Here is a 19,216-nt window from a genome sequence, read left to right on the forward strand (position 1 = left end):
CCAAAGATGCATGTACCATAGGGTTGAGGGGTCTGTTACCAATGATCCACTTATATACCTATAACATAATATAACAAGGTATTAAGGATATATAGGGTATACGTACTGCCTAATACGCCTATACGTATAACCTGCGAGGGAAATGGTGGATTATATGGAGCATTGGATCAAATGGGGTGTTTCATGAGAGAAAAAGTAATCGAACAAAAGCTCAGAACCGCAGTCAAATCCAAAGGTGGTCTTGCGCTAAAGTTCACCTCGCCTGGTACGGTTGGCGTTCCCGACAGGATTGTTCTCACCTCCGACGGTCGGGTGTATTTCGTAGAACTTAAAGCACCGGGCAAACACCTCTCACCAAAGCAAGTGAAAATGGCGGCAGTCCTTGAGAGGCTCGGTCATAAGGTGCGTGTGATTGACAGCATTGAGCAGGTAAAGGAGTTTATGGATGATATATACTCCGCATGATTATCAAGACTATGCGGCAAATCAAATATTAGACAAGCCCGCCTGTGGGATACTTCTTGACCTTGGCATGGGGAAAACGGTCGTAACCTTAACAGCCATAGATGAACTCCTCTTTGATCGTTTCGAAGTGAAGAAAGTTTTGGTGGTAGCGCCACTCCGGGTGGCCGAAGACACCTGGAGCAAAGAGTGCGAGAAGTGGGATCATCTTAAGCATCTTCAAATTGCTAAAGTCTTAGGGCCTGAGAAAAACCGAATAGCAGCCCTTAAATCGAATGTAGATATTTACATTGTCAATCGGGAAAATGTAGTATGGCTGGTCAACCACTATGGTAAAGCTTGGCCCTTCGATATGGTAGTGATCGACGAGTTCTCGAGCTTTAAGTCACCCAAAGCTAAACGGTTTAAGGCGCTCCGCAAGGTTCGACCACTCATAAAACGGATAGTGGGTCTAACCGGGACCCCAGCGCCTAACGGGCTCCTTGACCTTTGGCCACAAATATATTTGCTGGATAGAGGCGAGAGGTTAGGAAAAACCCTGGGTGGTTATCGAGAAAGGTACTTCGACCCAGATAAACGGAACCAAGAGATGGTATTCAGCTACAAGCTTAAGCCGGAAGCTGAAAAAGCGATTTATGAAAAAATATCAGACATCTGCGTGAGCATGAAGGCCCAGGACTATCTGCAAATGCCTGCAAGAATTAACAACTTTGTGAGGGTCGAGATGGCCCCAAACGAAAAAACACTCTACCGAAAGTTAGAAAAGGATATGCTACTCCCCTTCACCGGAGGCGACATCGATGCAGCGAACGCAGCGGTATTATCGAACAAGCTACTGCAAATGGCGAACGGCGCGGTCTATGACGAGAACGGCGTTGTACGGCAGATCCACCGACGCAAGATCGATGCGATCGAGGATTTGTGGGAAGGGGCAAACGGAAAGCCAATCCTGGTGTTCTATGCCTATAAGCACGACAAGGAAAGGCTTCAGGAATTCTTCAAGACCTCAAGAGAGTTGAACACGTCACAAGATATTACCGACTGGAACGCAGGGACAATCCCAGTGGCTCTGGCCCATCCTGCCTCTGCCGGGCATGGTCTTAATCTACAGGCCGGGGGACACATCATTATCTGGTTTGGAATCCCCTGGAGTTTGGAGTTATACCAACAGGCCAATGGGCGTTTATACCGCCAAGGCCAGAACGAAGCAGTAATTATTCACCACATTGTCACATCGGGAACGATCGATGAGGACGTCATAAAAGCCCTGGATCGGAAGGACACAGGACAAGCTGCACTTTTGGAAGCCGTTAAAGCGAGAGTTGACATAAAAAGCAGAACAAAGAGGAGCGTCTGAGAATGAATAATAAAGATATCGAGCTAAAGAAAACCAAGGAGTTCTCCGGCGTTCTCCTTCCTGTGGCCGACCTTCTCGAACAAAAGAACCACGATTATGGTCGATCCTATGATGTGCTCCGTGAGGAGTATGGGGAAGTTTCCTTCTTGATCCGACTAGGCGATAAAGTCAACAGATTAAAGACACTTGTAAAACATCCTGCAAAGGTCAAGGCAGAAGCCGTGGAGGATACCATAAAAGACATCATCGGGTATTGCACATTAGAGCTATGCTTCAGGAAAAACAAAGGAGTTAGCATAAACCAGAACAAATGTCGAGTGTGTAGATATGTGGTCTTAACTCAGGCGGATCTCTTTGTTCTAGATGGATACGATCCATGTGATAACTGCCAAGAATCGTGTAACTGGGCCGAAGTGTAGACGAGGAGGAAGAGGTAAATGATTGATGTAAGTAAGCTGCTTGTAAATTACCATGAAACGAAGCGCAGTCTCGGCCTCTTGGAGTTTAAAATCAAAAACTATGAGATGTACAGGATTAGCACAGAAAGAACTATTGAGGAAATGACCTTCTCAAGTCCTCAAGGGGAGCGCGTGTCAAACAGCGGGATAACGGACAAAACTGCGAGGATCGCTCTTAAATACCAAGGTGTTACTGATGCTAATAATGATGAACATTTAGAGGAACTGAAGTGGCAGTATAAGACCCAAAAATATGAGATTGATACACTAGACCTCTGCATATCCTTATTAGAAAAGGAACAATCTAATATAGTAACGGACTTGGCTATCAACGGGATGAATTTTGTCGAGACTGGAGCCAAATACTATATGTCCAAGACATCTGTAAGAAGACGCTATAAAAAGGCCATATTAGAGTTAGGTAAGATGTACCAGAATCATATACCCAACAGTAGTACTCAACAGACAGGGTAAGTGTACCCTTTCGTACCGAATCGTACTGACATGGAGAATTCAGATGTGCTATAATTAAGATGTGGAAAAGATTAATTGAGGCTCTTGGACAACACGTCCGAGGGCCTTTTCTAATTGATCCACCTCCTCTCTTTTTTCTATAAAGCGCGGCCTTCGGGTCGCGTACTTTTTTGAAATGATGGCTACGGCCTTTCTTATTTAGGAGGCAAATATGAGTAAATGCCTATATTTTAAACCCCGAGTAGACGGATGCATTGTGAATTGTCGCAACTGCAAACGATGGAGTGGAACCCGGTGCAAGGATGAAAAACAACTGATTGAGCTATATGAGGATACTGAAGAGTTTAAAATTTATGACCGTATGATGAGGGAAAACAAAGGCGTTCGAGGGCCGCTATAAATGGGAGTTTAGCGAACCTAGTTGTTAACCCTGATGGATCAATAAATAAATCAGGTATTTCAGTAAACTTCCTAACTGCAAAAAATGTTGGAATAACTGGAAGAGAGGCTAAAGAACAAGCACATTTCGAATGAACCACTTGGCCCTACTATGGAATGAAGTCAGGGTATATTCACGAAATTTAATCCACCGAAAGGAAATGCCCTCCATTTGTAGAAAATAATAATGGAGAAGGAGGGTGTTTTGTGGAAACGAAACGTGTGTATTTCGATTATTTTGAGGTTTGGTGCCACGAACTTGATGTGGATGGGAGTAAAATTACTGAGAAAAAATTCGACTTAACAACCGTTTGGAATACTGCTCGTGCTTTGACTCCTAAAGAAACAATGAGGAAGCATAGAGGAGAGAAAGCTAGGATACAAATCGTCAAGCCTCGGAAAAATGTCAAGACCCAAAAGAGCGTCTGGGAAATTCAAATTTTGAAACTTCGTGAAAAGTCATTACCAGGCCTGGCAAAGGATGATGGTGATTTCCAAATTATCAAATTAGAAGACGGCGAATATATTGGGGAATCAAATTCGATATTGTATGACGATCAGGGATGTATCTTAGTAATGCAGAGGAACTATAACGGATTCACTCCATCAGGTGTTGAAGACTATCTTTGCAGCATTATATCCCCTGAAAGTGATATAAAACGAATAATTCTTAAACCTATTATTGCGGATTCTAAAATTGGCTTCATATCAAAAGATAAGATATTCAGAACCTTAGAAATTGGTATTGCAAGTGGGAACAACACGGTATCTAATAGTCCTTTTCTTACGGGAATGCTTTCACATTTCGAGAAGTATGAAGGTACAAGCTTTAAGGTTAGGATTGCGGTCGGACGAGCCAAACGTGACAGAACTTTATCACCTGGTCTAACAGTTGATACAATTAAGGAGCTGTATGGAGATAGTAGTGTAACTGAACTCAGGACATGGCTTAAAGATTCCGAGGACATTAAAACCGAAAAAGTAGACCTACTTGATGATCGTCGCCATGATTTTACCGAATTATTAGTAGATAAGGAAAATCCTATTTCTCACGATAGGGTTTATGAAGACCTCAAAAAAGTCTACTTAAAACGTAAGAAAGATAATACGATATATTAGGATTATGTTCAAGGGGTGGTCGAATTGGCAAAAAAAGGTGATACTTGGCCGAATCTGTTTTACTGGCTAGTTAACCTTTACCCTGTGTATTTAGGTATTTTGGTTGCGTGGGTGCTTAGTCATTTTAATGTAATTCCGGAGCAACTTAAAATTGAGAGATTTGATACCGTAATAAGCTCAATAATTTCCGTCTGCATTATGACTATAGGCTTTTTTTTCACAATCATTACCATATTCATTACACTATTCGAAAGGAAAGTAATGAAGTTTCTTATGGAGCACAGAGGTCATGAATTACTAACTCAATATTTTTTAGTACCTATTTTGGCTGGAGGGATTCTAATATTCTATTGCTTTTATTTGGGAATAATAACCGGTGCAAGCTCATTGTTAAGCCAGAATAGTGTGGCAGTATTAATTGCTCTGGGGCTTATCTTCACGGTCGGTGTATCTCGAATAGGTACATGTTTGCTAGTAATATTAAGGCTAATAGCAAATGAATTTAGGTCAGAGGCCAGTATTGAATCCGATAAAGTTACACGAATAAAACCAGAGGATTTGTTTCAAACCGAGAATGAATAATTAGACAGTGAAACTCATTAATACATTTTTTTAAAATTTCAGGCTAGAGAATAATTCTTCAGGCTTTTAACTTGCCGAAAATAAGGTAACACGAACTTAAAGTCCCAAATGCGTAACAAATAACCTTCGCTAAAGACCCAAAAAGCAAAGTCAGTCTTGACTTCTTTGCCATATTGAACAAACAAGCCAATTATTTAGGAACTTCGAAAGGGGTTCCTTTTTCGGTTGTAGAAGGAGGAAAACATGGACATACAGAAAGTACCAGCCCAACAATTAAAGGCGTCAAAATATAATCCCCGCAAAGACCTAAAGCCCGGCGACGCAGAGTATGAGAAACTGCGTAGGAGCTTCGATGAATTTGGGTACGTCGAACCAGTTATTTGGAACAAGAAAACCGGAAACATCGTAGGGGGCCACCAACGCTATAAAGTATTGACCGAGCAGGGCGCGAAGGAAATCGAATGTGTCGTGGTGGATATGGATCTACAAAAAGAGAAGGCTCTGAATATCGCACTCAACAAGGTATCCGGCGAGTGGGATACTCCACTATTAGAGGATTTGCTGAAAGATCTGAGCGACAGTGGTTTCGACGTTTCTCTAACGGGTTTTGACCTAAGCGAGTTACTTGTTGAAACCGACCCCACAAGCGAAGATGTAAAAGAGGACGATTTCGACGCGAACAAGGCACTTGAAGATATTAAAATACCAATGAGTAAGCGTGGCGACGTTTGGCTCCTTGGGAAGCACCGATTGATGTGCGGAGACAGCACTTCTCACGAAGATGTCGGAGTTCTTATGAACGGCAAAAAGGCTCGGCACGTTTTCACAGACCCGCCTTGGAATGTTGATTATGGATCAAGTACCAACCACCCAAGCTGGAAGTCTCGCTCAATTCTCAATGACAGTATGCCGACCGATCAATTCAAGGAATTCATGGAGAAGACATTCAGTGCCATGAAAGCTGTGTGCGAGCCGGGCTGCATGACGTATGTGGTCATGAGTGCTCAGGAGTGGGGCAGCCTTATGAATGTACTGACCGACGCGGGCTACCATTGGTCGAGTACCGTCATTTGGAGAAAGGATTCCCTGGTATTATCCCGGAAAGATTACCACACCCAATACGAGCCCATATGGTATGGATGGCTGGAAGGCAGCGCTAGGCTTTGTCCTCTAGTGGATAGAAAGCAGACCGATGTTTGGGACATACCAAGGCCGAAGCGATCGGAGGAGCACCCAACCATGAAACCAATCGCGCTGGTGGCAAAGTCTATCCTTAACTCAAGCTATAAAGGAGACTTGGTGCTTGACTTGTTTGGTGGCTCTGGGACAACGATCCTCGCGGCAGAGCAGACAGAAAGAGAGTGCCACTCGATGGAACTCGACGAGAAATATGTAGACGTTATAGTTAAACGATACATTGAAAGCGCTGGCAGTGATGCTGGTGTTTTTTTATTGCGCGGAGGAGAAAAGGTAGCCCACAAAGATGTGCTAACAGGAACGGTGGAGTAGATATGCCTTTAAGAGCGTTTCGACCCTGTAAGCAATTAGGCTGCCTCCAACTGACAAGGGACATCAGCGGGTTCTGTGTCAATCATATGGGTTCAGCCCATGAGTACGACAGGCGGCGAGGCTCGGCGAAGCAGCGCGGATATGACAGGCATTGGAAAAGACTACGGAAGATATTTCTCCATGAGAATCCATTGTGCCATGACTGCTTGCTCGTGGAAAGGTTAACTCCCGCTAAGGAAGTCCACCACATCAAGAAGGTACGTGAGCACCCAGAGTTGAGGCTGGTTAAGAGCAATCTCATGGGATTATGCAAAGCCTGTCACTCCGTTAGAACGGGCAGGGGCGAGTAAGCACGAAGGGGTAGGGGGATCTATTTCTCTACAGCATTCAAAAACGACACCGCGCCCCCGTCCAGCTTGTAAAAACTTCCCTTTATTAACTCAAAGGGGTAAGGAAAGGAGGGGACACCATGGCTGGAAGGCCACCAAAGCCGATCGATGTGATCGTATTGGAAGGAAAAAAACACCTAACCAAAACCGAAATAGAAGCTCGGAAAAAACTTGAAGATAAATACCGACCTAACAGTGACAAAGTCATTTGTCCGGATTGGCTTGACGCAGAGGCAAAAAAACACTGGGAACTATTGAGCGCCGAACTGCAAGAGCTTGATCTTATTACAAACGTAGATGTAGGAGCTCTGGCTATTTGCTGCGATGCTTACTCTAAACTCATAAAAGCGAATGCCGAGATCGAGAAGCATGGAATGTTGGTGACTTATACAAACAAGGGCGGAAATAAAAACATCGTACCCAACCCATATGTTGCGTTATCGAATAAATATAGTGACGTCTATAAACGGTTTTGCACGGAGTTCGGATTGACCCCAGCAGCAAGACTGAAACTGGCAGCTCCCAAAGAGCCGGTTAAGCCACTTACAGAGTTTGAACGGAAATTTGGTGGAATCTAAATGGATCTAACGGAAGAACTAATCGAGTATTCTGAGGCCGTTCTTTCCGGCGAAATAATCTCTTGCCAAAAGCATCAATGGGCTTGTCAAAGATTCCTTAAGGATATAGAGAACCAAGGAACCGAAGGGTTCCCTTTTGTTTTTGTCGAGGAAAAAGCCGAACGCTTCCTTGATTGGATGAGGCTATTTAAGCACCGAAAAGGGGTCCTTAAAGGCCAACCTATCGAGCCGCACATCATTCAAAAGTTTGTATTTGGAAACATTTACGGGTGGATTAATCAAAATACCGGGTATCGAAGATTCAGTAAAGCCTATTGGCAAGTTGGACGTAAAAATGCAAAATCTCAATCGCTGGCCTGCGTAGGAAGCTACGAGCTGATGGCCCTTGGGGAAGGAACCTCCGAAGTTTACTGCACCGCGACCAAACGAAAACAGGCCAAAATCGTTTGGGATGAAACCGAAGCAATGCTTTTGGGTTGTCCTGAATTAAAAGGAAAATATAAAATCGCCTATGGTCAGATCAAGCATCTAAAGACGGGGTCCATTATGGACGCACTCAGCAAAGAGGATGAGAAAACGGGGGACGGATTGAACCCTCAATGTGGAATTATCGACGAGTATCACGCTCATAAAACCAGTGAGATGTATGACATCATCGATAGCGGTATGGTTGCAAGACCCCAACCGTTACTCATGATCATAACAACGGCTGGATTTGACTTGTCACACCCTTGCTATACCGTTGAATATAAGCTTATTTCCCACATACTGGACCCCGACAACCCTTATGTAAACGACAATTATTTCGTCATGGTTAACGAGATTGATGCTGACGACGATATAAAGGATGAATCGGTATGGGCTAAAGCCAACCCCATTGTTTGCAGTTACCCCGAGGGCGTTGAATCCATTCGACGAAGACTAGATCTCGCGTTAGAAGCACCCGAAAAGATGCGCGACTTCCTGACAAAGACCGTCAATCGATGGGTACAAATGCGGGAGTTTGGGTACATGGACCTTAGCAAGTGGGCCAGGTGTGGGCAAGACTTCGACCTGGGAATACTGCGAGGCAAACAATGTATTGTTGGCGTTGACTTATCAGCCACGCTCGATTTAACCAGCGTAGCCCATGAATTTAAAATCGAGGATAAATATTACGTCCTTTGCCATTCGTTCATGCCGGAAGAAAAACTCAGAGAAAAGATATCGACGGATAAAGTTCCCTATGATCTGTGGGTGGAGCAAGGTTGGATTACATTAACGCCGGGCGAGGTTGTGGACTATGCATTCATCATCGAGTACATCAACTCGATTGCCAAAGAGCGTGGCTTCATTCCTGAAGAACTCTGCTACGACAAATGGAACGCCAACATGTTTGGTACGGAAATGACGAACCAAGGCTACACCTGCGTGGATATTCGTCAAGGTATGCCGACCTTGGGGGAACCAACTAAGAGTTTCCGTGAAGAAGTGTACAAAGGAAATGTCATACACAATAACAATCCGGTGCTTACCTGGGCGGTGGGGAACGCCATCACTAAGATGGCTCCAAATGAAACGTTTATGCTGGACAAGTCAAAATCCACACACCGAATTGACCCGATAGCCGCCTTAATTAACGCCCATTGTCGTGCAGCAGTGATCGAAGAACTATCAATTTATGAAAAACGTGGAATGAGAAGTTTGCTCTAGGGAGAGGGTGGCATAGGTGAGGTTTACTGAAAGAGTTAAACTCTTATTCAAGAACAACATGGACGATTATATCAAAGGATTCATGAGCGGGGCCGACCTAGACGACCCATTCTACGGAGATGCTTCGATGGACCCTGCTACTGCTTTGAAATATACTGCTGTTTTTGCTTGCAACAAGGTCCTTGCGGAAACCTTCGCTTGTATGCCCGCTATGCTTTACCGAAAGGACCAAAAGGGTGAGCGCGAAGCTGTTAACGACCTTGCCATTTACGATATTTTGCACAATAAACCCAACGAAGAAATGTCACCTTTTAATTTCAAAGAGGCATGTATGACCTCGCTGAACTTGGGAGGAAACTCTGTCTGCGAAAAGCTCGTCAACGGAAAAGGTCAGCTCGTTGGCCTATATCCGTACCAGCATGCGTTTGTGGATATTTCGAGGAATCCCAGTAACAAAAAACTCGTTTACACAATACAAGATGGGATTTCAAAAAAGGAACTGACAAGAGATCAAGTATTTCATGTTCCAAACCTGAGTCTTGATGGAATCGTCGGCCTTTCGCCGATCGCTTATGCTGCCTCGGCCATCCGGCTAGGTATGTCCTACGAGCAATTTGGTGTTAACTTTTACAGAAATGGTGCCAACCCATCCGGTTCCTTTGATGTTCCAGGCGAACTCGGAGAGGAAGCTTTTAACAGACTAAAGAAAGAGCTAAAACTTAATTACACAGGACTAAAGCGCACGGGTACCCCGATGCTACTTGAGGGCGGGATGAAATTTACCCCCCACACGATCAACCCTGTTGATGCGCAATTACTAGAGAGTAAATCGTTTCAAGCCGAGGATATCTGCCGCATTTATCGGGTCCCACAACACCTAGTACAACTCCTCAGTCACTCAACCAATAATAATATCGAACATCAAAGTCTCGAATTCGTCATGTACACTATGCTCCCTATTTTCAAACGTTGGGAAGAGAACATCAATATGCAGTTGCTTAGTGAGAAGGAAAGACGGGCAGGGTACTATGTGGAATTTAAGATTGATTCCCTACTTCGAGGCGACGCAGTAAGTAGGTCAACTGCTTATGCGCAAGGAAGGCAGTGGGGCTGGCTCAGTGTTAACGACATCCGCAAACTAGAAAATATGTCGGCTATACCAAATGGTGATATCTACATGCAGCCTCTCAACATGGGCGAGGCTGGTTTGGTCGAGCAGGCTGAGCAAACCAAGGCTCTCGCGGATACAATTAATAAAATGATTACCAATTAAGCAAATCAAGTTTTAGCACCCAAAGTAAACTTCAAATCACATAACTTTCCAGTATCTTAATTTTTATAAAGGAAACTATAAGTTAAAAGGAGATGTGATTTATGATAAAAATAAATGATCGAATCTATCTTGGCATGATATCTGGTACTGTCGGCTTCGTAGCTTTAACCCTAATTGATGTTATCTCATCAAGGATGAAGATTTCACAACGATCTTATCGAACGACAGCTGCAGGAGTGTGGGTATCTTCCCGTAGACAAGCCGAAAAATGGCCAGGACAAATCCTTGGAGTAATGATGAATATTGGATTAAGCATGGTTGGTGGAGTATCTGTGGTGAAACTGTTAACTACGTTTGGACGAGATAAATTAGTTCCCAAGGGTTTATTTTTTGGAGCTACATTTGGTTCGATCATCACATCTGTGCTTAGTGGTTTAAGTAGTAACAAGGTGAAACCAAAAGATGCTTGGAGTAATCTCTCATATCTAGTATCTAATTTTGCATTTGGTTTGGCATCAATATTTACTGCTGCTAAGATAGGTGATGATTCATTGTTTGACACGCCACCTCAAAACGATTACTCAAAACCAACGAAACAAACAACTGAGCAAATAAAAGGGTCGAAAGGAAATAATATTTATCCTGTTTACTCAGATGTAAATCCAAATCAAGAAGAAACAACATATATGTAGTTGATGTTTGTTCGGAAGTTTTAGAAACCATTTTAACCATAACCTGATAACTCGAGCCGTGGATTTTCAGGTTTGTGGCATATTTTTAATACTTCGCAAGTACGGCTTAAAAAGCACCCACTGGGTGTTTTTTATTTTGCCCTTTGAAAGGAGGTGAGAGAGTGGCAAAAAAGGTGACAGCTAAAAAGAAATTCTGGGTTTTCAAGGCACTGGCCAATAACGAAGCCGAGCTAACAATTTATGGGGAGATTGCGGATTCACAAGGTGGATGGTATAGCACTGGAAACGAAGTAACCCCTACGTCGTTCAAGGCGGAGCTAGATGCCCTTGGCGATATAACTACCCTGAAAGTGTACATGAATTCCCCAGGCGGGGATGTTTTTGCAGGTCAAACGATCTATTCACAGTTAAAAAGGCATAAGGCGACGATAAACATATACATTGATGGCCTAGCTGCTAGCATTGCCTCAGTAATAGCCATGGCGGGCGATACAATCCATATGCCAGCAAATGCCATGATGATGATTCATCATCCCATGAGTGGAGTTTGGGGAAACGCCCATGAGATGCGGGCCATGGCCGACACTTTAGATAAAGTTTGTGAGAGTATCCAGGAAACCTACCTTTCTAAAGCAGCAGACATGAGTCGAGAGGACCTGATTGCTTTACTTGACGCAGAAACTTGGCTAACTGCCCAAGAGTGCTTAGACCTTGGGTTGTGTGACGTAGTGGAAAAAGAAAAAACCATTGTCGCTAGCATTCGGGACCTTGAAATCCTCGCCAAGTATAAAAACACCCCTCGAATCATTACGGTAAAAGCTGAGAAGGACGATCCTCCTGAACCAATCCCGCCGATCAATCCAGTCGAACCAGACAAAACCGAAGACGTTACAAAAGCAAAAGCAATTTTGGCCTTGGAGTGTGAACTCTAGAGGCCATTTTTTATGCCCAATAATAGAAAGCGAGGCACTCATGAATGAATGAAATGGAACGATTGTTGGCTCTGAAAGCAACGTTAAAGGCGAAAGCTCAAGCTATTACGGCAAAGGAATCCTCTACCACCGAGGAAATTAATGCCGTACTGGCAGAAATTCAAGCTCTAAATGCCAAGATTGAAGTCCAAAAACAGGTTGATGCGATGGAAGCAGAGGAACTAAAGGCTGCTGCCGAAGCAAAGATTCCCGTCAATGAGCCCCTTTGGGCACAACCCAAAGACCATTCCAAAGTTATCTGGAAAAACAACAGTGAATTCCTCTCAGCTGTTTACTCAGCCTCCAAGCAAGGCGCAACACCTGATCCAAGATTGTTAATGCAGAACGCGGCTTCCGGAATGGGTGAATCCGTCCCTTCCGACGGTGGTTTCCTCGTCGGGGAAGATTTCGCCAAAGAATTACTTCAAAAAACCTATGAAACAGGGATTCTGGCTTCTAAATGTCGCAAAATTCCTATCAGCCCAACGTCAAATGCGCTTGAAGCTAACGGGATCGACGAAACAAGCCGGGCGAACGGCAGCCGCTGGGGCGGCATTCAATCCTTCTGGGAAAATGAAGCGGATGGTTTGACTGGTAAAAAACCTAAGTTTAATAAGGTTGAATTAAAACTCAAGAAACTTACCGGACTTTGCTATGCCACAGACGAACTACTCCAGGATGCGGTGGCCCTTGAATCCATTATCGGTCAGGCATTCGCGGAGGAGTTCGGTTTTAAAATGGATGATGCTATTATGAACGGTTTAGGCGCGGGTCAGCCACTTGGCTTTATGAAAAGTGGCGCTCTAGTTACAGTCTCAAAAGAGGCTGGGCAGGCTAATGGTTCTATCGTGACACAAAACGTCCTGAATATGTGGTCGCGTTGTTGGGGTAGATCACGGCAAGATGCCGTATGGTTAATTAACCAAGACGTCGAACCCCAACTAAGTCAAATGACAATTATAGTAGGTACCGGAGGCGTACCCGTGTATATGCCAGCGGGCGGAGTGTCCGGTGCACAGTACAGCACCCTCTTTGGTCGTCCTGTGATTCCAGTCGAGCAAGCGAACACCATAGGGTCCCTCGGAGATATTTCTTTAGTTGACCTTTCGCAATACCTCCTCATCGACAAAGGTGGCATCAATGCTGCATCGTCCATCCATGTCCGGTTCCTTTATGACGAGAGTGTTTTCCGTTTTATCTACCGCGTCGATGGCCAGCCGATCTGGAAGTCGGCACTCACCCCATTCAAAGGAAGTAACACACTCAGCCCATTTGTCACCTTAGCTGCCCGTTAATAATCGTTAGAGGAGGAAACTGAAATTATGTTGGATGATTTAAATCATGTCGTTAATGTATTAGCCCCCGCAGCAAATGCCTTTGCAGGAGTCGTGTCCACAAAAGTAGTTAATATGAAACACTGGGGCTGCGCTTGTTTCGTAGTTCAATGTGGCGTTGGCGCGGTGGGTACCGCAACGATAACCATTGAAGCTTGCAGCGATGTCACTCCCACTCTCACTACAGCAATTCCTTTCTTTTATCAAGAGTGTGTCACAGGAGATACCTATGGCCCGATTACTCAGGCTCCCGCAACAGGTTTTACTACCGCAGCTGCGAGTAATAAGGTTTATAAGGTTTACGTCCTAGACGAATCTCTCGCGACGACTGGATATAGTTATGTGCGACTTAAATCTACAGAGGTCGTCGTTGGAGCAATTGCTGGCGGGGTGGTTGCAGTATTAAGCGATGGTCGGTTTGAAAGTGAAATACCCGATACAGTCTTAGTTTAATAGTATTCAGGGGAGCAGGGTAACACCTGTTCCTTCAATTTAGGCGGTGTACTAACAAGGAGGGCGCGATGAATTTAGTCTTAAAGACACCACCGGCCCATGAGCCCTTGGAGATTCAGGAAGTAAAGGATTATCTCAGACTGGACGATGTCACAGACACCTCAGAAGATGACTATCTCAGGTCCTTAATTATTGCTGCCCGTGAATATTGTGAAGGGTTTCAGAATCGTGCCTATATCACGCAAACATGGGAACTGAGCTTTGATTATTGGCCAAGTCAAGTGATCGAATTACCAAAGGGCAATCTTCAAGCCATTGATTCGGTAACCTATAAGAACTCAGCCGGGGTCGTAACAACGCTCACGGAAACTCAAAATTATGTAGTGAGTACACGTGGAGTTATAGGTAGGCTATTTCCTCCCTATGCACAGTTCTGGCCACCGTTCGTACCGTGGACGCTTGATGCGGTCGTGATTGAGTATACTTGCGGTTATGGTGATACCGCTGAAAGTGTGCCGCAAAAGGTTAAGCAAGCCATGAAGCTTCTCATAAGTCACTGGTATGAGAATCGAACACTCTTAAGCGAGACAAGACAAGCACCTGTTGAGATTGCTTTTGCGGTATCTGCCTTGTTACGGATGGATCGTATAATGCCCATTTAGGGGGGACTTTAGTTGCAAGCCGGACAACTCAGACACAAACTAGACATCGAAACGGAGCTTAATATTCGAGACACCTATGGTCAAACAACTCACGAGTGGGTTGTTTTTTTACATGGGCTTTGGGCCGCGATTGAACCTCTGACTGGGCGAGAGTATTATGCGGCCCAGCAAGTCAACGCAGAAATTTCTCACCGTATAAAGATTAGGTATAAAGGGGGAATAAAACCAAAAATGAGAGTTAAATACGGCGATCGTTACTTTAACATTTTAGCGGTGCTTGACATCACAGAAAGACACCGGGAAATTCATCTGATGTGTACTGAGGTGATCGCTTAATGTCGGACAACTCAATCGTTGGGATTGAAGATGTCAAAAAGCTCTTTGAGGAAGTAGGAAAGGCCCCTACGAAAGTTTTAACTGCGGCCACAAGAAAAGGTGCAAATATTGCCTTGAGCTATGCCAAAGCGCACTGTCCTGAAGGGGTTGAGTGGACAAGCGGTAGGTATGCCCACGAACCCGGCACCTTAAAAAAGAGCCTTAGGATCAAAAAGGAAAAACGTAAAATGGGCAAGTCAGTGTACACCGTCGGCCCAGGGCCCGAAGGATGGTACGCGCATTTTGTTGACTACGGGTTTACCACAAGAAATGGTCGGTACGTCCCAGGGAATCGGTTTCTGAGGGACTCCGTGGACAAGAACCGAGGCCAGATCCAGACCGTAATGCTCACGGAAATGGCCTTAGAGCTGGATAAATTGAGGTGAGAACATGGACTTAGAGCAAGGGCTGACCGTGGAACTGTCCGCTATTCCAGGGTTGGAGAGCAAAGTATACCCAATCACGGCAGCACAAGACACGCCAACCCCGTATGCCACCTATGCCCTGGGGAGCAGCGAGAGAACTAGCGATCTCACGGGTCGAACCGCGCTCATCAAGCAGCAATACCAAATCGACGTCTATGAATCGACCTATGCGGGCCTTAAAAACCTTAAAAAACCCATAATCCAAAAACTCAAATCCTTAAACCTGAGAAGCATCGGCGACACGGGCCCATTAATCCAACAGGCCGAGATAACAAATGACTACGAGACTTATGAAATTGAGGCCAAACTGTACCGGGCAATCCTTGAGGTAGACCTTTATACAACAGAGTAGGAGGAATAAACATGGCAAACAGAACGATTGGGACGACGCTGAAACAAGGCTCCGTACTCATCGGGTCCTTGACCAAAATCAAGCCTCCAGAGAAATCTGCGGACAGCCACGACGTCACTACTCTGGATGTGACAGACGGATACAAACGATTCATACCAGGGATGAAAGACGGTGGCGAGGTTACGGTCAGCGGATTCTTCGACCCAGACGACGCTGGGCAATTAGCCATGGAAACAGCGGTCGATGCAGGGACCACGGACTCCTACGTTATCACCTTCCCGGCAACATTCGGGGCGACTTTTACCTTCAGCGCTTTTATTACTAAGTTCACTGTGGGAGAGGTCAACCTCGACGATCCTCTCAGCTTTGAGTTGACGCTCAAAGTATCGGGCAAGCCCGTACTCGCCATCACCTAATTAACTAAGGAGTGAAAAGATTTGGCAAAGAAGTATCTGCCTATCACCTTGGACAAGACCCGCAACCTTTCCTACGGGATGGTCGCGCTTATGAAGATTGAAAAGAAACTTGGCAAACCCTTTGCAAAACTAGATTTCGAGAACGAGATGACATACGAGGAAATCGCGAACATTCTGTGGGCCGGTTTATCCCATGAGGACCCAACGCTGACGCCCGAAAAGGTCGCAGAACTGATCGACGAATACTCAGATATTCAAACAGCGGTCGAGGCCATGGGCCAGGCAATGCAGGATGCGTTCGGATCAAAAAACGCTCCGGGGGCGACGAACTAGGCTCGGCTGATTGGGATTGGAACCTCGCCCTAAGAAGCGCTGTACAATGTGGGCTCATGCCCGAGCAGTTCTGGGACCTGACGCCCGCAGAACTAAACATCATCATCGAGATTCACGTCGAACAGAAGAAGGACTCCCAAAAAAGCGGCATCATAGCCGCCTTTTATTCTGCCTATTTTACGAGGCTCAAGACTCTTTCAAGCCCCGATCTGGAGAAGGTTCTTGACGGAATCGACAACGTCACTGGACAGGACATGACCGACGAGGAAATGCTCAACGCCGTTAAAAAATTCGCCAAAGACAGGGGGTGATTTCTATTTCTATCATAAGAAACATCCTTGTCAGGGTAGGGGCCGACATTACTCCCATGCAGCGGAACATGGCCCAAGCCCAGCGGACGATGGGCACCTTCCAGAACGAGATGAGATCGGCAACAAGCAGCACTCAAACGAGCATGGTCACAATGGCAACTGCCCTAAACCTTGGAAGGCTTAAATTCCTTGCTCTCGGCGCTGCGGCAGCCGCCGCGATGTTCGCGGTCGGTAAGAATTCCATCAAATCCGCCATGGAAGTCGTGGAATCTGAAAGTCTATTTTCTGTCTCTATGGGCAACATGGCCGACGCGGCAAGAGCCTGGAGTCATGATTTGCAGGATTCCCTGGGATTGAACGCTTATGAAGTCCGCAAGAATGTGGGCTTGTTTTATAACATGACCACCTCGATGGGACTGGCCAGGGATCAAGCCTATCAAGTAAGTACCGGGATGACCAAACTCGCCTATGACATGTCAAGCTTTTATAACCAAAGCCCAGATGAGATGTTCCAAAAACTACAGTCGGGACTATCCGGGGAAGTTGAACCATTAAAACAACTTGGCATCATCGTCAATGAGACTACAACCCAAAACTATGCTTATGCCAACGGTATAGCAAAAGTCGGGTCGCAGCTAACGGAAACCCAGAAGATCATGGCGCGCTACGGCGCGATTATGGCGCAGACCCAGAACGCACAAGGGGACCTGGCCCGGACCATAAACAGCCCGGCGAATCAACTGCGTTTATTGCAGACCCAGCTACAACTAGCCAGCATTAACTTTGGAAATGCGTTCTTACCAATCGTTCAAATCGTTCTTCCGATCCTGGTTACGTTTGCAAAGCAACTGGTCGTCGTGACAAACACCTTCTCCCAGTTCATGTCGGCAATATTCGGTACTAACACCGCGCAAGCGCAGAACGCACAATCCGCTGACGCAGCGGCAGCCGCCCAAACGAACCTTGGCAACGCAGCTACTAAGGCCGGAGCTAAAGCAAAGAAAGGTGTGGCTGGCTTCGACCAGCTTAACACGCTCCAGGAGAATCTAGCCGCAAGTGCCAACAATGCAGCGGACGCCTTGGACGCGAGCGGAAGTATGCCAATTCCATCCAAGCAGGACTCTGGCGCAGGGGTCGTGACATCAGGAGTAATCGAAGCAGCCGCCAAGACGAAGGCCGCCCTAGATAGCCTGAAACAATCGGCTGGGGAGGTCGCTCAGTTCCTCGCCCGTGCCTTCGGGCCGCCATTAATGCAATCCTTTAATGCCATTGTTCCGGTCGCTCAAGCCTGGAAAGCGTCCCTCGGTGAAACCTTCCAGCAGCTAGGTACGCTAGGAATCCCGTTCATGGGCTGGCTCACCGGGAATCTCGTCCCTTTGATGCAGCAAGTCATCGTAACGGTCGGCAACGTAGCTGCGGGCATGGCGAGCTCTTTATTACTGGTTTTCTACTCGTTACAAGCGGCGGCGTTCCCGATCATACAATGGTTTGTGGCCCAGGGCCTACCCTTGCTTACGTCCTTTGCCTCGGGGGCCGTAACGATACTAAAGTCCTTTTTCGACTACGCCAAGAACGGATTCGATACCCTGGAGATGGGCGTCGTCTACCCGGCAATGCAATTTATTTTTAAGGTAATCCTGGATGGTTTGAACTTGATAAAAGGATTCTGGGACAAGTACGGAGCCGATATCGTAGCCGGGCTAGTCGCGACGTTCAACACCATGAAAGACCTCTTTAATATGCTTTGGAATACCACGCTGGCCCCGATCGTCAAGGGAATGACAGATGAACTTACCTTGCTTTGGGACAAGCATGTCAAAGGGGTAGTAGCAGCGCTGCTTGACCTCATAGGCAAGCTCATCACTGGCGCGACGCAAATCTACACCAGTTTTATAGCTCCCATCGCCAAAAACCTTATAGAAATTTTTGGCCCAGGGTTTGCTAACGCCTTCACACTTGTAACGGGCATCATCGACACATTCCTCGGGGCCATCGCGGACGTCGCGAAAGGCGTCCTCATAGCGCTGGGCGGGATTATTGACTTCATTACGGGCGTGTTCACCGGGAATTGGACTAAAGCGTGGACCGGGGTGAAAGAGATTTTCTCCGGCATATTCACCAGCCTTGGCGGGATCGTCAAGGGGGCCATGAACCTCGTCATTGACGGGATCAACTGGATGATTCGCGGGCTGGATAAGATCAGCTTTACTACTCCCGATTGGGCCCCAGGCTTCGGAGGGGACAGCTTCGGCATAAACATCCCAACCATCCCTAAGCTCGCCAATGGAGGAATAATCACAGCGCCAACGCTGGCGATGATGGGCGAAGGCGGCAAAAGAGAAGCGGTCGTACCTCTTGAAAACTCCGCCTTTATTGATAGCTTTGCAGGGACCATAGCCTCTGCCGTGGCCAAGGCCATCGGGTCTAACAGCGGGCAAGTTGGGAGAGATGCAACAGTGATCTTGAAAATCGGTGAATCTGAATTTGGACGCGCAGCCATCAAGTCGATCAACTCCGTTCACAGGCAAACAGGCATGACTTTGCTGACAATCTAAGGGGGC

General features: G+C 46.0%; 24 protein-coding genes. All 24 read left to right on the forward strand.

Annotated features, from left to right (window positions below; all coding sequences use genetic code 11):
- Window positions 1-171 precede the first annotated feature (171 nt).
- A complete protein-coding gene (locus E4K68_RS17830; RefSeq protein WP_348982874.1) occupies window positions 172-465 on the forward strand; it encodes a VRR-NUC domain-containing protein in 294 nt (97 codons plus the stop codon).
- On the forward strand, window positions 446-1,819 hold the full coding sequence (locus tag E4K68_RS17835; RefSeq protein ID WP_135380269.1) for a DEAD/DEAH box helicase: 1,374 nt from the start codon (window positions 446-448) through the stop codon (window positions 1,817-1,819). The genes E4K68_RS17830 and E4K68_RS17835 overlap by 20 nt, the downstream gene beginning before the upstream one ends.
- A 2-nt stretch (window positions 1,820-1,821) precedes the next feature.
- Window positions 1,822-2,238, forward strand: a complete 417-nt coding sequence (locus E4K68_RS17840) for a nucleotide modification associated domain-containing protein (protein WP_135380270.1) — start codon at window positions 1,822-1,824, stop codon at window positions 2,236-2,238.
- 18 nt (window positions 2,239-2,256) lie between these two features.
- On the forward strand, window positions 2,257-2,751 hold the full coding sequence (locus E4K68_RS17845) for a hypothetical protein (protein WP_135380271.1): 495 nt from the start codon (window positions 2,257-2,259) through the stop codon (window positions 2,749-2,751).
- 211 nt (window positions 2,752-2,962) lie between these two features.
- Window positions 2,963-3,151 carry a hypothetical protein gene (locus tag E4K68_RS17850; RefSeq protein ID WP_135380272.1) on the forward strand — a complete coding sequence of 63 codons (189 nt, stop codon included), beginning with the start codon at window positions 2,963-2,965 and terminating at the stop codon, window positions 3,149-3,151.
- A gap of 245 nt (window positions 3,152-3,396) precedes the next feature.
- A complete protein-coding gene (locus E4K68_RS17855) occupies window positions 3,397-4,308 on the forward strand; it encodes a DUF6731 family protein (protein WP_135380273.1) in 912 nt (303 codons plus the stop codon).
- Between the two features lie 24 nt (window positions 4,309-4,332).
- Complete coding sequence (locus tag E4K68_RS17860; RefSeq protein ID WP_135380274.1) at window positions 4,333-4,890, forward strand: hypothetical protein; 558 nt, start codon at window positions 4,333-4,335, stop codon at window positions 4,888-4,890.
- A gap of 243 nt (window positions 4,891-5,133) precedes the next feature.
- Window positions 5,134-6,399, forward strand: coding sequence for a site-specific DNA-methyltransferase (locus E4K68_RS17865; RefSeq protein ID WP_135380275.1), 1,266 nt, complete (start codon window positions 5,134-5,136; stop codon window positions 6,397-6,399).
- A 2-nt stretch (window positions 6,400-6,401) separates the two neighbouring features.
- Window positions 6,402-6,749: an HNH endonuclease gene (locus E4K68_RS17870; protein WP_135380276.1), complete on the forward strand. Its 348-nt coding sequence runs from the start codon at window positions 6,402-6,404 to the stop codon at window positions 6,747-6,749.
- Window positions 6,750-6,868: 119 nt separating this feature from the next.
- Window positions 6,869-7,366, forward strand: coding sequence for a phage terminase small subunit P27 family (locus E4K68_RS17875; protein WP_135380277.1), 498 nt, complete (start codon window positions 6,869-6,871; stop codon window positions 7,364-7,366).
- Window positions 7,367-9,058 carry a terminase TerL endonuclease subunit gene (locus E4K68_RS17880; RefSeq protein WP_135380278.1) on the forward strand — a complete coding sequence of 564 codons (1,692 nt, stop codon included), beginning with the start codon at window positions 7,367-7,369 and terminating at the stop codon, window positions 9,056-9,058.
- A 16-nt stretch (window positions 9,059-9,074) separates the two neighbouring features.
- On the forward strand, window positions 9,075-10,331 hold the full coding sequence (locus E4K68_RS17885) for a phage portal protein (protein ID WP_243450433.1): 1,257 nt from the start codon (window positions 9,075-9,077) through the stop codon (window positions 10,329-10,331).
- Between the two features lie 101 nt (window positions 10,332-10,432).
- Window positions 10,433-11,023 (forward strand): hypothetical protein, encoded by a 591-nt coding sequence (locus E4K68_RS17890; protein ID WP_135380279.1) that lies wholly within the window; start codon window positions 10,433-10,435, stop codon window positions 11,021-11,023.
- 161 nt (window positions 11,024-11,184) lie between these two features.
- The gene (locus E4K68_RS17895) at window positions 11,185-11,955 is read left to right on the forward strand and encodes a head maturation protease, ClpP-related (protein WP_243450434.1); all 771 of its coding nucleotides are present in this window, start codon (window positions 11,185-11,187) and stop codon (window positions 11,953-11,955) included.
- Window positions 11,956-11,999: 44 nt separating this feature from the next.
- Entirely contained in the window at window positions 12,000-13,289 is a 1,290-nt protein-coding gene (locus tag E4K68_RS17900; protein ID WP_135380280.1) for a phage major capsid protein, read from the forward strand.
- A gap of 27 nt (window positions 13,290-13,316) precedes the next feature.
- Window positions 13,317-13,781, forward strand: a complete 465-nt coding sequence (locus E4K68_RS17905; RefSeq protein WP_135380281.1) for a hypothetical protein — start codon at window positions 13,317-13,319, stop codon at window positions 13,779-13,781.
- Between the two features lie 68 nt (window positions 13,782-13,849).
- A complete protein-coding gene (locus E4K68_RS17910) occupies window positions 13,850-14,443 on the forward strand; it encodes a head-tail connector protein (protein WP_135380282.1) in 594 nt (197 codons plus the stop codon).
- A 12-nt stretch (window positions 14,444-14,455) separates the two neighbouring features.
- A complete protein-coding gene (locus tag E4K68_RS17915) occupies window positions 14,456-14,779 on the forward strand; it encodes a phage head closure protein (protein WP_135380283.1) in 324 nt (107 codons plus the stop codon).
- Complete coding sequence (locus tag E4K68_RS17920; protein WP_135380284.1) at window positions 14,779-15,204, forward strand: HK97-gp10 family putative phage morphogenesis protein; 426 nt, start codon at window positions 14,779-14,781, stop codon at window positions 15,202-15,204. Before E4K68_RS17915 ends, E4K68_RS17920 begins: the two co-directional genes overlap by 1 nt.
- Before the next feature lie 4 nt (window positions 15,205-15,208).
- Window positions 15,209-15,595 carry a DUF3168 domain-containing protein gene (locus E4K68_RS17925; protein ID WP_135380285.1) on the forward strand — a complete coding sequence of 129 codons (387 nt, stop codon included), beginning with the start codon at window positions 15,209-15,211 and terminating at the stop codon, window positions 15,593-15,595.
- A gap of 11 nt (window positions 15,596-15,606) precedes the next feature.
- The gene (locus E4K68_RS17930) at window positions 15,607-16,011 is read left to right on the forward strand and encodes a phage tail tube protein (RefSeq protein ID WP_135380286.1); all 405 of its coding nucleotides are present in this window, start codon (window positions 15,607-15,609) and stop codon (window positions 16,009-16,011) included.
- A 21-nt stretch (window positions 16,012-16,032) separates the two neighbouring features.
- Window positions 16,033-16,344 carry a hypothetical protein gene (locus tag E4K68_RS17935; RefSeq protein ID WP_135380287.1) on the forward strand — a complete coding sequence of 104 codons (312 nt, stop codon included), beginning with the start codon at window positions 16,033-16,035 and terminating at the stop codon, window positions 16,342-16,344.
- Entirely contained in the window at window positions 16,314-16,655 is a 342-nt protein-coding gene (locus E4K68_RS21215; RefSeq protein WP_282433008.1) for a phage tail assembly chaperone, read from the forward strand. The genes E4K68_RS17935 and E4K68_RS21215 overlap by 31 nt, the downstream gene beginning before the upstream one ends.
- Before the next feature lie 68 nt (window positions 16,656-16,723).
- Window positions 16,724-19,210 carry a hypothetical protein gene (locus E4K68_RS17945; RefSeq protein ID WP_135380289.1) on the forward strand — a complete coding sequence of 829 codons (2,487 nt, stop codon included), beginning with the start codon at window positions 16,724-16,726 and terminating at the stop codon, window positions 19,208-19,210.
- The last annotated feature ends 6 nt before the right edge of the window (window positions 19,211-19,216 follow it).

The organism is Desulfosporosinus sp. Sb-LF (assembly GCF_004766055.1).
Lineage (GTDB): Bacteria > Bacillota > Desulfitobacteriia > Desulfitobacteriales > Desulfitobacteriaceae > Desulfosporosinus.

Coding starts and splice junctions, on each gene's coding strand:
- E4K68_RS17830 (WP_348982874.1), top strand. CDS start 172: ATGGGGTGTTTCATGAGAGAAAAAGTAATCGAACAAAAGCTCAGAACC.
- E4K68_RS17835 (WP_135380269.1), top strand. CDS start 446: ATGATATATACTCCGCATGATTATCAAGACTATGCGGCAAATCAAATA.
- E4K68_RS17840 (WP_135380270.1), top strand. CDS start 1,822: ATGAATAATAAAGATATCGAGCTAAAGAAAACCAAGGAGTTCTCCGGC.
- E4K68_RS17845 (WP_135380271.1), top strand. CDS start 2,257: ATGATTGATGTAAGTAAGCTGCTTGTAAATTACCATGAAACGAAGCGC.
- E4K68_RS17850 (WP_135380272.1), top strand. CDS start 2,963: ATGAGTAAATGCCTATATTTTAAACCCCGAGTAGACGGATGCATTGTG.
- E4K68_RS17865 (WP_135380275.1), top strand. CDS start 5,134: ATGGACATACAGAAAGTACCAGCCCAACAATTAAAGGCGTCAAAATAT.
- E4K68_RS17870 (WP_135380276.1), top strand. CDS start 6,402: ATGCCTTTAAGAGCGTTTCGACCCTGTAAGCAATTAGGCTGCCTCCAA.
- E4K68_RS17875 (WP_135380277.1), top strand. CDS start 6,869: ATGGCTGGAAGGCCACCAAAGCCGATCGATGTGATCGTATTGGAAGGA.
- E4K68_RS17880 (WP_135380278.1), top strand. CDS start 7,367: ATGGATCTAACGGAAGAACTAATCGAGTATTCTGAGGCCGTTCTTTCC.
- E4K68_RS17890 (WP_135380279.1), top strand. CDS start 10,433: ATGATAAAAATAAATGATCGAATCTATCTTGGCATGATATCTGGTACT.
- E4K68_RS17900 (WP_135380280.1), top strand. CDS start 12,000: ATGAATGAAATGGAACGATTGTTGGCTCTGAAAGCAACGTTAAAGGCG.
- E4K68_RS17905 (WP_135380281.1), top strand. CDS start 13,317: ATGTTGGATGATTTAAATCATGTCGTTAATGTATTAGCCCCCGCAGCA.
- E4K68_RS17910 (WP_135380282.1), top strand. CDS start 13,850: ATGAATTTAGTCTTAAAGACACCACCGGCCCATGAGCCCTTGGAGATT.
- E4K68_RS17920 (WP_135380284.1), top strand. CDS start 14,779: ATGTCGGACAACTCAATCGTTGGGATTGAAGATGTCAAAAAGCTCTTT.
- E4K68_RS17925 (WP_135380285.1), top strand. CDS start 15,209: ATGGACTTAGAGCAAGGGCTGACCGTGGAACTGTCCGCTATTCCAGGG.
- E4K68_RS17930 (WP_135380286.1), top strand. CDS start 15,607: ATGGCAAACAGAACGATTGGGACGACGCTGAAACAAGGCTCCGTACTC.
- E4K68_RS17945 (WP_135380289.1), top strand. CDS start 16,724: ATGGCCCAAGCCCAGCGGACGATGGGCACCTTCCAGAACGAGATGAGA.